The 12,876-nt window shown below is 65.9% G+C and carries 12 protein-coding genes; 7 read left to right on the top strand and 5 right to left on the bottom strand.

Translation table 11 applies throughout. The annotated features are described in order from the left end of the window. The first annotated feature begins 1 nt into the window (after position 1). Both OG203_RS17890 and OG203_RS17885 read left to right on the top strand, forming a co-directional pair. The gene (locus OG203_RS17890; RefSeq protein ID WP_405166789.1) at positions 2–862 is read left to right on the top strand and encodes a FadR/GntR family transcriptional regulator; all 861 of its coding nucleotides are present in this window, start codon (positions 2–4) and stop codon (positions 860–862) included. An 85-nt stretch (positions 863–947) separates the two neighbouring features. Continuing rightward, on the top strand, positions 948–2,465 hold the full coding sequence (locus OG203_RS17885; protein ID WP_405166788.1) for a carboxylesterase/lipase family protein: 1,518 nt from the start codon (positions 948–950) through the stop codon (positions 2,463–2,465). Positions 2,466–2,480: 15 nt separating this feature from the next. On the opposite strand, the gene OG203_RS17880 is transcribed toward OG203_RS17885, so the two are convergent. The 3 genes from OG203_RS17880 to OG203_RS17870 form a co-directional block, all read right to left on the bottom strand. Beyond that, positions 2,481–2,954, bottom strand: a complete 474-nt coding sequence (locus OG203_RS17880; protein ID WP_405166787.1) for a DUF4352 domain-containing protein — start codon at positions 2,952–2,954, stop codon at positions 2,481–2,483. 64 nt (positions 2,955–3,018) lie between these two features. Continuing rightward, positions 3,019–4,593 (bottom strand): AMP-binding protein, encoded by a 1,575-nt coding sequence (locus OG203_RS17875; protein ID WP_405166786.1) that lies wholly within the window; start codon positions 4,591–4,593, stop codon positions 3,019–3,021. A gap of 14 nt (positions 4,594–4,607) precedes the next feature. Continuing rightward, a complete protein-coding gene (locus OG203_RS17870; protein WP_405166785.1) occupies positions 4,608–5,534 on the bottom strand; it encodes an NAD(P)H-dependent flavin oxidoreductase in 927 nt (308 codons plus the stop codon). A 117-nt stretch (positions 5,535–5,651) separates the two neighbouring features. Here OG203_RS17870 and OG203_RS17865 point away from each other — a divergent pair, with 117 nt between their 5' ends. The 4 genes from OG203_RS17865 to OG203_RS17850 all read left to right on the top strand — a co-directional run bounded on the left by OG203_RS17865 (position 5,652) and on the right by OG203_RS17850 (position 9,738). Further along, positions 5,652–6,272 carry a TetR family transcriptional regulator gene (locus OG203_RS17865; protein ID WP_405166784.1) on the top strand — a complete coding sequence of 207 codons (621 nt, stop codon included), beginning with the start codon at positions 5,652–5,654 and terminating at the stop codon, positions 6,270–6,272. 13 nt (positions 6,273–6,285) lie between these two features. Continuing rightward, on the top strand, positions 6,286–7,104 hold the full coding sequence (locus tag OG203_RS17860) for an alpha/beta fold hydrolase (RefSeq protein ID WP_405166783.1): 819 nt from the start codon (positions 6,286–6,288) through the stop codon (positions 7,102–7,104). Between the two features lie 202 nt (positions 7,105–7,306). Next, entirely contained in the window at positions 7,307–8,755 is a 1,449-nt protein-coding gene (locus tag OG203_RS17855; RefSeq protein ID WP_405166782.1) for a cytochrome P450, read from the top strand. Positions 8,756–8,928: 173 nt separating this feature from the next. Next, entirely contained in the window at positions 8,929–9,738 is an 810-nt protein-coding gene (locus OG203_RS17850; RefSeq protein WP_405166781.1) for an RNA polymerase sigma factor SigF, read from the top strand. Between the two features lie 12 nt (positions 9,739–9,750). Here the strand turns inward: OG203_RS17850 and OG203_RS17845 are convergent, their stop codons facing one another. Further along, positions 9,751–10,044, bottom strand: coding sequence for a transglycosylase SLT domain-containing protein (locus OG203_RS17845; protein WP_405166780.1), 294 nt, complete (start codon positions 10,042–10,044; stop codon positions 9,751–9,753). A gap of 547 nt (positions 10,045–10,591) precedes the next feature. On the opposite strand from OG203_RS17845, the gene OG203_RS17840 reads away from it, so the two are divergent. Then, positions 10,592–11,563 carry a G1 family glutamic endopeptidase gene (locus tag OG203_RS17840; RefSeq protein WP_405166779.1) on the top strand — a complete coding sequence of 324 codons (972 nt, stop codon included), beginning with the start codon at positions 10,592–10,594 and terminating at the stop codon, positions 11,561–11,563. A gap of 4 nt (positions 11,564–11,567) precedes the next feature. Here OG203_RS17840 and OG203_RS17835 read toward each other — a convergent pair whose 3' ends face one another. After that, positions 11,568–12,791, bottom strand: coding sequence for an exo-alpha-sialidase (locus OG203_RS17835; protein WP_405166778.1), 1,224 nt, complete (start codon positions 12,789–12,791; stop codon positions 11,568–11,570). Between the last annotated feature and the right edge of the window lie 85 nt (positions 12,792–12,876).

The following is a 12,876-nucleotide window of genomic DNA, read 5'->3' as shown; positions in this document are numbered from 1 at the left end:
GGTGACCAGGGCGGGCCGGGCGGCACCGCCGAGTTCGCCCGCGCCCGCCCAGGTGGCGCAGCCGCGACCGGAGGCCTGGAAGAATCCCGGCGTGGCAACACCAACGATCGTCGACGACATCACCGAGCAGCTCGCCTACCGCGTCGCGGCAGGCGGCTACCAGCCCGGTGAGCTGCTGCCGTCGGTGCGTCAGGTCGCCGCGGAATTCGGCGTCAGCACGCCGACCGCGAACAGCGCCCTCGGCAGACTCACCGCGCTCGGCTTCGTCGAGGCGCGTCGCGGTCTCGGCTATATCGTTCGCGACATCCAGCTCTACGGCGGCATCGACACCTGGCGCTTCCTGTTCCGATTCGCCCACCGGGTGCCCGACCGCGCCGCCGAGATCTTCGCCGACATCATCGACGTCGATCACATGCTGGTCGTGCAGGCCCTCCGTGCGGTCGCCGCCGAGCCACGCCGCTACGACATGTCGCGAGCGGTGCACGCCCTCGACCGCCTCGAACTGCTGGTCGGCGACGACGAATCCGCCCGCACCGACATCATGGCCGCCGAACTACACATGCTGCGCTGCATGTTCGCCGCCCTCGGCAAGCCGGGATTCCTGAGCCTGTTCAACACCGTCGGCGAAGTGCTGATCGCCATCCCCGAAGCGGGCCAAGCTTTTTACGACCCCGTAGCACCCGAGGGTCACGTAGTCCTCTGCCGCAAACTCCTGGAAATATGGGAGTCAGGAACCCAGATAGACCTCCCCGCAATCGACATGATCGATAGCCTGCTCCGCGAATACCACGACCAGGTAGTCCAGACCTTCAGAGACCTCATCGGCGCAAAACCAACCCCTCGACCGAACATTAGTAGCTGACCGCGTCACCCGACAGAGAGGCTCCGCGATGAATGTCAACTGCTCCAACGGGTTTCGGTGGCGGGTTGTGGGGGTGGTTGGTGTTATGGCGTTGGTGTTCGGTGTGGTCGCCGGGTGCGGTGGTGGGCGGGCGGCCGAGGCCGCGGTGGTGCAGACGCGGACCGGGCCGGTGCGGGGGGTGGTGACGGCGGATGTGCGCACGTTTTCGGGGATTCCGTTCGCGGCGGCGCCGGTGGGGGAGTTGCGGTGGAAACCGCCGGTGGCACCGGCGATGTGGTCGAAGGAGCGGGATGCGACCAAGCCGGGGGCGCAATGCCCGCAGACCGACGCCACCGGGCGGCAGGTCGGCAATGAGGACTGCTTGTTTCTGAATGTGTGGACGCCGAGTACGGCGGCCGCGCAGCAGCGGCCGGTGCTGGTGTGGATCTACGGCGGCGCGTTCGAATCGGGCTACGGCGATGCGTATGACCCGTCGCGGCTGGTGCGCGGCGGTGACATGGTGGTGGTCACGATCAACTATCGGCTCGGCGCGCTGGGGTTTCTCGGGCATCCGGCGGTGGCGCAGGAGGACGGGCAGGTCGGCAATTTCGGGCTGATGGATCAGCAGGCTGCGCTGCGGTGGGTGCATGACAATGTCGCGGCGTTCGGCGGTGATCCGGCCAAGGTGACCATCGCGGGTGAGTCGGCGGGTGCGATATCCGTGTGTGATCACCTGGTGTCGCCCGGGTCGGAAAGGTTGTTCCAGGCCGCGATTTTGGAAAGCGGGCCGTGTGAAATGCAGGTCGATCGAGCGACCGCGATCGACAAGAGCGAGCAGTACGCGTCGACGCTCGGCTGCACTGGCACCGATGCCGCCACCGCGCAGTGCCTGCGCGCGATCCCCGCGGCCACGCTGACCGCGAAGCCATTGCACTTCGCCGAATCGGACGGGACCGGTCTGCCCGGGCCGATCTTCGGCCAACCGCTGCTGCCGCAAGCCCCGCTGGCCGCTTTCCGGGCGGGCCAAGCCGCGAAGGTGCCGGTGCTGATCGGCGCGAACCGCGACGAGTACACCAGCTTCGCCGCCGCGCGGACCATCACCGCCGAGCAGTACCCCCAACTGCTGACGATGTTCGGTTCCCATGCCGACGCCGTGGCCGCGCTGTATCCACTGGACGCCTATCCCCAACCGGTGCTGGCCTGGTCGGCGCTCATGACCGACCACATCTTCGTCTGCCCCATTGCCGACGCCAGCAAGTCCCTCATCCGCACCGGCCCGGTCTACACCTACGAATTCGCCGAACAGGACGCCGTCGCGCTCCCCGGCATGCCAACACCGCCGCCGTTCCCGTTGGGCGCGTCCCACGGCTTCGAACTGCCCTACCTGTTCGACCTCCCACAGATCCCACCCCCGGCGAAGCAGGCCCAAAAAGACCTGTCCGACAAGATGGTTCGCTACTGGTCCACCTTCGCCCGCACCGGCGACCCGAACGGCCGCGGCCTGCCCGACTGGCCACGTCACACCGGCGACCAGGCCCTTGTCCTGCGGTCGGACAAGATCTCCACCACCGACACCGCCCGAAATCGCCACTGCGACTTCTGGTCCCAGATCCCCACGCCATAGGGACGGTGCCGCTGTTCAGCCGGGGAGCGGGATGGTGGTGGTGCAGGTGGTGTCGCGGAGCAGCTTCGGGGATGTGTCGACCGGGATGTCGTACCAGAGATCCATTTCGACGCGGTTTCCCGCGCCGATGTTCAGTTCGTTCGGCTGGCGCTTGATTTCCATCGCGTCGACGCTGGTGGTGTGCGGGTGATCGGCGGCGTCATCGAGTTGGTAATCGGTCGGTCGGGTGGTGTGAAATTCGTTGTCGGTATTGGTGATTGCCACCCGGATACGGATGTACTGCCCCTTGGGCAGCCACTCGGCGTGGGTGCCGAAGATGTAGCCGATGCCGGGTTCAACGGTCAGTGCGGTGACCGTCAGCTTGCTGCAGTCCAGCGGTGTGCGGACGTACTCGGCGGTCGTGGTGACCGGCGGTGGCGTTGGCGTCGTGGCCGGTTCGGCACCGCAGGCGGCGAGGGGGAGCAGCAAAAAGGGAAGAAACCGGCGCACGGATCAAGAGTAGAAGTGGATGCCCCCGTCGCACGGCAGATCAGGGACATCCAATTCACCACTGTCAGTTGACTTGTCGAGCGTGACCAGCCCAGTACGGTGCGCGCAGCGCTTTCTTGTCGACTTTGCCGGACGGATTGAGCGGTAGCGCCTCGGTGAAGTCGAGGGTCTTGGGTGCCCAGACGCTGCCTTTATGCTCCTTGACCAGGGCGATCAATTCGTCGGCGGTGACGTCGTTGCCCGGCTTGATCACCACGACGGCGTGCACGGCCTCGCCCCACTTGTCGTGCGGCACGCCGATGACGGCCGAGTGCGCGACGGCGGGGTGGGTGGCCAGTACGTCTTCGACCTGGCGCGGGAAGACGTTGAAGCCGCCGGTCACCACCAGGTCCTTCTTGCGATCGATGAGGAACACGTAGCCCGCCTCGTCGACATAGCCGATGTCCCCGGAGTGGACCCAGTTGTCGCGCAGGGCCTCGGTGTCCTTGCTGGCGTCGAGGTAGCCGGACATGCGGCCGGGCTGGCGGGCGCAGATCTCACCGGCCTCGCCGACCGGCAGGTGCTTGTCGTTCTCGTCCTGGATGGAGATGTCGACATGGAACAGCGGGCGGCCCGCGGAACTGAGCCGGGCCAGCGCCTCCGGGTTGTCCAGCCGGTGGTCCTCCTTGCGCAGGCAGGTGAGGAATCCGGGTTCGGTGCCCGCGTAGGTCTGGATGAAGACCTCGCCGAGCGCCTCGATCGCGGCCCGCAGTTTGTCCGGTGCCATCGGCGAACCCGCGTAGACGACGGTCTGTAGCGAAGACAGTTCTGCCGCAGCGAGTTTCGGGTGATTGAGCATCAGGTAGATCACCGTCGGCACGACCGCGGTCGCGGTGACCCGGTGGCGCACAACGGCATCAAGCAGGGTATCGACGTCAAGTCCGGGCAGGATCACATTGGTGCCGCCGCGCATGAAGGTCGGCAGCACGAAGACCTGGGTGAAGTGAGTCAGCGGCGCACCGTGCGCGAACACCTCACCGGGCCTGGCGTCGCCGATTTCCAGGCCCGCGGTGATCAGGTAGTGGCTCATCTGGCCGTGGGTGAACAGCACACCCTTCGGGGTGCCGGTCGAGCCGGAGGTGAACATCACGTGGGCTGGGTCGGCTTCGAACAGTTCGACGTCCGGCGCGGAATCGGCTGCGGTGTCGAATGTTTCGTGGTAATCGGCCACGTCGGAACGCGGCTGGCCGGCCAGCCGGATCAGCCTGCGCAGCGTCGGCACCTTATCCCTGATCTCGGCGACGGTGCTGTCGAACGCTTCGTGATAGATCAGCGTGGTCGCGGCGGACTCGGTGAGGAAGTAGCGGTGATCCTCGGTCGAGGCGCGTGCCGCCAGCTGGACCGGCACGGCGCCCGACTTCCAGATGCCGTGCTGGGTGGGGATGTATTCGAGCGTGTTCGGCATCAGCAGCCCGACGCGCTCGCCCTTGGTGACGCCGAGGCGGATCAGTCCGTTGCCGACACGGTTGGACAGCGACCGCAGCTGGGCGTAGGTCAGCCGCCGGTCGCCCGCTATGATGGCGACGCGTTCGGCGTAATAGGTGCACGCGCGATCGAGTACGCGGGTGACCGGACCCCACAGCGAGTTCTGGCCTGTCATCGGATGTGTTCCCTTCATCGGCACGAGATTTCGAGCAGCTGGTTGCGTGCGTCGCGGTACTGCAGGCGGACGCGTTCGATCACTTCGGTGGCGGAGCACACGTAGTGCACGCCCGAGACGCTGTGCCCCGCGCTCCATACCGTGCGGCCGTTCATCAGCCGCTCCGCCTGGAAGTCGCCCGCCGAAACCGTCGGCGCGAGTTGGGATTCCAGCCATTGCGCGAGCAGGTTCGCGGGCAGTCCGCCGACCTGTGCGGTCTGCCGGACATCGTCGAGCGACGAGGCCACCACCGCGGCCCGATAGTCCTCGGGCGCAAGGCTTTCCGTGGTCGCGATGAATCCGGTGCCCATGTAGGCGAGGTCGACGCCGAGCGCTTCGGCGGCGAGCAGTGCGTGCCCGTCGCTGATGCCGCCGGCCAGCATCAGCGGGCCGGTGAAGTGTTCGCGAACCGCGCGGGCGAAAGCGAACGGATTCGCCGATCCGGTCTGCCCGCCCGCGCCCGCCGTGAGCAGCACCAGTCCGTCGGCGCCCGCTTCGAGGGCGCGCTCGGCATGCCGGAGCGTGGCCACATCGGCGAACACCAGGCAGCCCGCGCCGTGCAGCCGGTCGACGACCGGCTCCGGCGAGCCGACGCTGGTGATCACCAGCTCGACACCGTGCGCGATGAGCCGGTCCAGGTCGGCGGTGAGGCGTTGGTTGGTGCGATGCACCACCAGGTTGGGCGCGACGGGCGCCGCGTCGGGGTGCTCGGACAGGGCGGCGCCGATCTGCGCCAGCCACTCGTCGAGCAACTCCACGGTTGCCGCATTGTGCGTCGGAAACGAGCCGATCACGCCATTGCGGCAGGTCGCCGCCACCAGATCGGGCCCGGACACACCGGTCATCGGGGCCGCGATCAGCGGTAAGGACAGCCGAGCAGCCAAATCCGCGGGTAACGTCACTGTTCCTCCACGATATGCACCATTCTCACTCCATAGTGCGCAAAGTGCACTCTGATAGCATCAGAGTGCAACTATCCAGGTTGGCTGGGTGGGTGTCAACCACGCGGGGAAGGGAGGATGGCTACCGTGAACAGCGCCGAGACCACCTCCCTGCGCGCGGCCAGTCGCGCCCTTGCCCGGCAGCGCGTGCTGGACGCCGCCCTGGAACTGGCGGGCAGCACCGGCTGGAACGCGGTCCGCATGGTCGACATCGCGAACCGGGCCGGCGTGAGCAGACGGACCGTCTTCAACGAATTCGGCTCCAAAGCCGGTGTGCTGGAGGCGATGTCGTGGCATAACACCTCGCGATACCTCGACGGCACCACGGCACTGTTGGAGCAGCACAACGACGATCCGGTCGCGGCGGTCACCGCCGTCGCCGAATTCGTCTTGCGCACCATCGCCGAAGACCCATTGGCCACGGTCATTCTCAACGCTGACCCGGAAACACCGGACGAGATGTTGCTGATGGTCACGACCCAGTCCGGGCCGTTCGTCGAGGCGGCGACGCTGCTCGGCCTCGCCTACGCCGATCAGCACTGGTCACATCTGATCAGCGCCGACATCGACCTGCGCTTCTTCGTCAACAGCCTGGTCAGGCTGCTGTTCAGCCACATGATCCAACCCGTCGAGCCGCCGGAACTGACGGCAAGATCGCTCGGGCAACTCGCGCGTCTCGCGCTAGCTGATCCGCCATAGAAAGGACTCGTCAATGATGACGAAAGCCGAACGCTCCGCGCATCCGTTCTACCGCACCGGAACTGGTGCACCGTTGGTCCTGCTGCATGGCGGTACCAGCTCGTGGCACTGCTGGGAATCGGTGGTGCCCTTGTTGAGTGGGCACCACGATGTCTTCGCGCCGAACCTGCCTGGGCACGGCGGCAGGCCAGACCTGCCGCGTCCGTACACGATAAGCGCGTTGACCGATTCGCTCGAAAAGTCCATGGACGACGCGGGATTCGAGACCGCGCACATCGCGGGGAACTCGCTCGGTGGCTGGCTGGCGATGGAGTTGGCGCGGCGCGGACGGGCGCGCAGCGTGGTCGCGCTGTCGCCGGCGGGTGCGTGGCGGACCGATGAGACGCGCGTTCCGGCGATCTTCCACGCGATGCGCAGGCAGATGCGCCTCGGCTATCCGGTGGTACCGCTGGTGATGCGCGTGCCGGCACTGCGCCGCGCCGCGCTGCGCACCGTCTGTGCGCACGGCGACCGGGTCACCGCGCAGCAGGCCATCCGCTCGAGCAGATATGCGTTGCGCTGCACGGTGATCGAGGATCTTCCGCAGGTCATCGCTACGCATTACGAACCATATGGCCCGCTCGACCTTCCGGTTCTCATCGCCTGGAGCGGACAGGATCGGATCATCCCCGCCGACCGATACGCCGAGGGTTGGCGCCGATGGGCGCCGTCGGCAACGTGGCGAACCCTGCCCGATGTGGGGCACGTGCCCATGTACGACGACCCCGCGCTGGTCGCGAACACCATCCTCGAATGGACAACGCGCGCCGCCGATATCAGCAAGGCGAACTGACCGGTCCGGGCGCTGCCAGCTACCGCGCACCGAAAGTTCCTGCTCTGGCCACGTTTCCTTATTGACAACCAGGGCGGTCGACCACAAACTGGTGGCAGGTGCGGACACTGGTGTCATGTGACACCAAAGTGGGGCGGAACCTCGGTTCGCTCTCCTGACACGGGTCATCGCGGATCCGTCGTCTGCTCGAACAGGAGACTCGATGGCTACCACCATGTACGACCACGACGCCGCGCCCGCCGATCCGCGGCCGAAACCCGCCGGGCACACCAGCACCCTGGTCGCCACCATCGAGGCCCTGACCATCGGCCTGGACTACGAAGGCGGGATGATCGGCCGGACGAAGGGCCACGACATCCTCCGATTCCGCGCTGGGACAAGGCGTTTCGTCGCATTCACCAATCCCGACTACGTCGATCACGTGCTGCACGCCGGTCGGCTGAAGTACCACAAGTCCTTCGAGTATGAGCTGCTGCGCGCGCTGCTCGGGGTCAGCCTGTTCACCGACGAGGACGAGTCATGGCAACGCCATCGGGCGATGCTCACGCCGATGTTCGCGAAGCGGCACCTGCACGGGCTGATCGATCTGATGATCGAGCCGATCGCGGCCAGCGTCGCCAGGATCGACGCACAGCACGGGCGGGTCGAGGTCGACATGGTCGGCGAGATGGTCGAACTCACCCTCAATGTCGTCGGCAACGCGTTGTTCGGCCAGCAGTTCGGACGGATCGCGGTGGGCATGTCGCACCTGGTCACCGACGGACTTCGCTTCGCCGAACGGCTGGAACGCCTGTTCATCGTCGCCGCGCCGCCGAAGCAGCTCTGGCGGGCCGCCGCCGCGGTGGCGCTGACGCCGATTCCGCTGCCGCCGCCGTTTCGCCGGATTCAGCGGGTGGCGCAGATCCTCGACAAGGAGGTCTGGGGTGTCGTCAACGAGCGACGGGCACACCCGACCGACAGCCCGGACCTGCTCAACCATCTGCTCAACGCGTCCGACGAGGACGGCGGTCTGCCGGTGCGGCGGGTCCGCAACGAGGCCCTCACCTTCATGCTGGCCGGACACGAGACCACGGCGAACGCCCTGTCCTGGATGTGGTACCTGCTCGCGCTGAACCCTGACGCGCGAACGCGTTTGCTCGACGAAGTCGACACCGTGCTCGGCGGGCGCAGGCCGACGGCGGCCGATCTGCCCCGATTGCCTTGGACCGCAGCGTGTTTCCAGGAGGCGATGCGGTATTTCTCACCCGCGTGGGCGATTCCGCGGGTGGCGATCGAAGACGACGTGATCGACGGCCACCATATTCGCAAGGGCACCACCGTGGTCATCCCGACGCACCACATTCACCATGACGCGCGCTGGTGGACCGATCCCGAGGAGTTCGATCCCGCGCGCTTCCTGCCCGGTGCGGGCCGGGACCGCGCGCGTTCGGCGTATCTGCCGTTCGGCGGCGGCAAGCGCATCTGCATCGGGTCGAGTTTCGCGGTGATGGAGTCGGTGCTGATCACGGCGATGATGAGTCAGCGGTTCGTCTTCGATCTGGTACCAGGTCATCCGGTCGCGCCCGAGGCCACGCTGACGTTGCGTCCGCGCCATGGGCTGCGAATGATCGCTCGGCGCAGGGCGACTCCCGCGATTGCCGAGTCGAGCTAGGCGTAGATGCTGTAGACCTACACTGTTGACACGGCGCTCTGGACGGCGTGTACTCAAAGAACGGCCGATTCGAGCGCTGGTTCCGGCCGGGCAACGGCCTAGGCCCGTTCGGCATCGTGGTTGTCCGGGTCCGGCGCCCATCGTCGACTTCAGCTGGATCCGAGGCAGCACTGATGACCGATACGTCGACACTGACCCGCACGCGAGTGCGACGAACCCACCGCGGCACCGATGACTACACCCAGCTGGAGCCGCTGTTCGCCCAACTCGCCACGCTCGCCGCGACCGACCCGCACCGGATAGTCCTGCGAGAAGACCTGATCACCCGATGTCTGCCACTCGCCGAGCACATCGCCCGCAAGTACGCCGGTCGCGGCGAGAACTTCGATGACCTATTGCAGACCGCCAGGGTCGGCATGGTGGCCGCGGTCGACCGCTACGACCCCGACTACGGCGCGTCCTTCGTGGCCTTCGCGGTGCCGACCATCATGGGCGAGGTCCGCCGCCATTTCCGCGATTACACCTGGGCGGTGCGCGTGCCGCGTCGGCTCAAGGACATCCAGTTGTCCATCGGACCCGCGATCGACGTGCTGTTCCAGCGACTCGGCCGGATGCCGCGAGCGGGGGAGATCGCCGCGGAACTCGAGGTCGACATCGTCGACGTCACCCAGGCGATGATCGCCCACAACGGTTATCAGACCTCGTCGATCGACGCCCCGTCGGAGAACGAGGGCGCGGGCGCGTCGCTGCTGGACGCGCTCGGTATCGAGGTGCCGGACTATCGGACCATCGAGGACATCCTCGCGGTGAAGCCGCTGATCGCCGCGCTGCCTGACCGCGAGCGCGAGGTGCTGTTCATGCGGTTCTTCGAGGCCAAGCGGCAAACCCAGATCGCCGCGCACCTCGGCATCTCCCAGATGCATGTCTCGCGCATCCTGTCCAAGACGCTGGACTCGTTGCGCGAGAAGGCTTTACGTGACTGAACGCCCGCGCGATCAGTACCAGTGATGCACCTGCCAGAAGTCCCAGGCGCCGATGGGACTGCCGTAGCGCTTGTTCATGTAGTCGTAGGTCCAGCGGATCTGCGTCACCGGGTTGAACGGCCAGTCGGCGCCGTGGGTGCCCATCTTCTCCGGCGGCAGCGCTTGGCCGAGGCCGTAGGCGCCGCTTTCCGGATTGACGGCGAAGACATTCCAACCACTTTCCCGGGTGATGATGTTGTCGAACGCCCAGAAATAGAAGGGCGGCACGATAGTCATCGCCAATGCCTTGACGGCGGCACGGGGCATCGAAAGGACGGAACCGGCGGGCTGGGTTTTCCACGTGCTCGACGGCGTCGCGCAAATCGGTGGCGCGTCGGGCGCCGCGCAGTCGGTAGCGACGGCGTTTGCCGGAGCGGCAAAGAAGAAAAGGGCACAGACGGCTGCTGCGAGGGTAGGAATGAAGTACCGCATCGTCGATTCGGTCCTTTCGTATCCATGGTTGAATCTCAAAGCCGGTAGTGCTAATTCAGCAAATCACTAGTAACGGGTGTTAGCGTGCAGCCGCTCCGGAGTGTCAGCGAAATGAATGGATTGCTGTCGAGCCGAATTTCGCGCGGCGGTGAACCGCGATGGCCCGCCGATGCCTGCCCGTCACGAAAAAGTGTGAGTTCGGCGTGTCGCGGCGCGAAAAATGGGTACGGGATTCCGGCGCGGCGCGACACGCCGGGCTCTGAGATCTTCAACCGGCGCAGGTCAGCTACTTTCGGCGTCCGTCGAAACCGCCCACTACCTGCGAAAACACTGCCGCGCGGCACCGCACGGCAGTGATGCTTTTCAGCTATTGTCCCTGTTCATGATGACTACCCCGGGTCGGACGCGAATTCGAAACCGTCTCGCCGCGTCGGTGGTGGGGGCGATCGTGGCAGTGCTGGTCTCGCCGCCGTTGGCGACCGGGCAGGCAGGGCCGGAGCCCGAGCCGAACGCGGCACCGCAGGCACCGCCGAGCGCGAAATCGGAGCCGACGCCGCCCCGTATTCGCGGCACGAACTGGGCCGGTTATGTCGTCACGGGTAACTTCAAAAGCATTTCCGCCGAATGGGTCGAACCCGAAGTCGCCTGCTCCGATACGGGCGTGATTCAGCGCGTTGTGCCATGGGTCGGGCTGAACGGGACGCTGGTCAATGGCAAGCAGGCATTGCCATTGATGCAGACCGGTTCCGAGGCAATTTGCGTGAGCGCGGCCGGCGCGCTCGCGTCGCTGCCAGGACTGGCGATCGTGAATTTGGCGAGCGCGACGGTGGCCAACAATCCCGCGTGGTTCCGCAATGCGATCAGGGCCGCGGAAGGGGTGAACCACCAGATGAGCCAGGCCGCGAACGGTGCCTGCGACACTCTCGGCACCGGTTCGGCGCCCGGCGCAGCGGCATGCGCGCAGGAGACGTATCGAATGGCGCTGTGGGAGGCGTACCCGGCGAACCCGGTGATCTACCCGGACGTGACGTCGGCCCCTGGAGACAAAATGCAGGCCTCGGTCGACTTCGACGGTCATGCCTACACCATGACGGTGGCGAACGTGACGCAGAAGTGGACGCGGACCACGGTCGCGCGTTCCGACGAGCCGGCGCAGACCGCGGAAATCATCGTCGAAGGCCAACTCAACAGTGCCCTCCCCGGATTCAGCCCGATCGTCTTCACCAATGTGAAGGTCGACGGAAAGCCGCTGTCGGCATTCAAACCGGTGAGCTACTCGATCGGCGCCACGAACGGTGAGCTGCATCCAGGACCGATCGTCAACAACGGCACCAGCTTCACCATCGCCAAATAGGTCGCTACTTGCCCGAGGGGGCCGGCGGCGTCAGCGGGCCGGACGCGTAATACGCGCGGCAAACGCCATCGCTGTCGAGGTCGGTCGCGGCTTCGAGGACGGATTTGCCGTCCGGTGCTGGCAGGAGTGCCGAGCTGTAGTTCTTGCACGGCGCGTCGGTGATGCCGTCGATGACCAGCGGCGCGGGCATTTCATACCAACTCCCTTCACCCATAGCATCGTTGGCCAATATCGTCCTGCCGGTATTCGGCGTCACCGTGCCGTCCACGCTCGACACCAGCTGACCGGACAGCAGGATGGTGCCGTTCGGTCCCGGCCCGGGACTCCAGGCCGGGTAGGGCGCGTGCTGGGTATAGCCGCCGTCGGTGCCGGTGCGCACCATCGTGCCGAGAAATCGCGGATCACCGTAATTCCAACCGTCCGTTGACTTACGGAAATAGGTCAGACACTGATGCACCTTGTCGGTGTTGCAGATCTCGTAGCTCAGGAAGTACGAACCATCCGGCAATCGGACGGCGTTGGCCATGCCGGGCCGGACGTATTTGACATCGCTGACCACCATGTCCGTCTGGTTCACCCAGTGCACGCCGTCGGGGGAGCGGATCTGCACCAATTTCTGACTGTGGTTGTTGCTGTCGGTCTCGTCGGAGTAGTAGGCGACGAGTTGTCCGTCCGCCGAAATCGACAGGCTCGGTTCCCACGCGCTCGGTAGCAGCGGCCCCCAGTCCGTGAAGCTGAACAGACTGTTCGACGTCGCGATACTGGCCACGAATTCCCAGTGCGCGCCCTGATCTCGGCTGGCCCAGAGCCGTTGTTCGACATGTCGTAGCACCACGTCGAGCACGTCGGAAAACACCGTGTCGGCCCACAGCAGGGTGCCTGCGGGCATATCGCCGACCGCGGTCGGCAGTTCGAACAGCGCCGAACAACACAGCTGGCCACTCTTCTTGGAGACGGCGTCGGTAATCGTGCCGCGCTGCTGAAAGGTCTTGCCGCCATCGGTACTCGCCATGATCGCGCCGGTCTGCCGCAGCGTATTGACACTCGCCACGATGGTGCCGTTGGCCGCGCCACTGTGCTGCAGCCGGATCAGCCTCGGATAGAAACTGCTCTCGGGATACAGCGATTGGCGGGCTGGAATGGCGGCCTGGCTCATCGGCTCCGCCCCGGCCGATGGCCAGCACACGCCGACCCCGATAACGACCAGCAATACACCGACCCGGCGCACTGATACTCCCCTCGAGTCAAACAACGATGGCTCTCAGAAATTCACGGCGGAGATCAGCGGAAATCTTACCGAACCGAGGGCCCGT

Source organism: Nocardia sp. NBC_01499 (genome assembly GCF_045040275.1).
GTDB lineage: Bacteria > Actinomycetota > Actinomycetes > Mycobacteriales > Mycobacteriaceae > Nocardia.
Note: the sequence above shows the minus strand (reverse complement) of the source record. Positions and strands in the feature narration are given on the sequence as shown.

Bases quoted from the DNA above. Each gene is read 5' to 3' on its own strand.
- OG203_RS17840 (WP_405166779.1), top strand. From the start codon at position 10,592: ATGATGACTACCCCGGGTCGGACGCGAATTCGAAACCGTCTCGCCGCG.
- OG203_RS17855 (WP_405166782.1), top strand. From the start codon at position 7,307: ATGGCTACCACCATGTACGACCACGACGCCGCGCCCGCCGATCCGCGG.
- OG203_RS17865 (WP_405166784.1), top strand. From the start codon at position 5,652: ATGGCTACCGTGAACAGCGCCGAGACCACCTCCCTGCGCGCGGCCAGT.
- OG203_RS17845 (WP_405166780.1), bottom strand. From the start codon at position 10,044: ATGCCCCGTGCCGCCGTCAAGGCATTGGCGATGACTATCGTGCCGCCC.
- OG203_RS17875 (WP_405166786.1), bottom strand. From the start codon at position 4,593: ATGACAGGCCAGAACTCGCTGTGGGGTCCGGTCACCCGCGTACTCGAT.
- OG203_RS17850 (WP_405166781.1), top strand. From the start codon at position 8,929: ATGACCGATACGTCGACACTGACCCGCACGCGAGTGCGACGAACCCAC.
- OG203_RS17885 (WP_405166788.1), top strand. From the start codon at position 948: ATGGCGTTGGTGTTCGGTGTGGTCGCCGGGTGCGGTGGTGGGCGGGCG.
- OG203_RS17860 (WP_405166783.1), top strand. From the start codon at position 6,286: ATGATGACGAAAGCCGAACGCTCCGCGCATCCGTTCTACCGCACCGGA.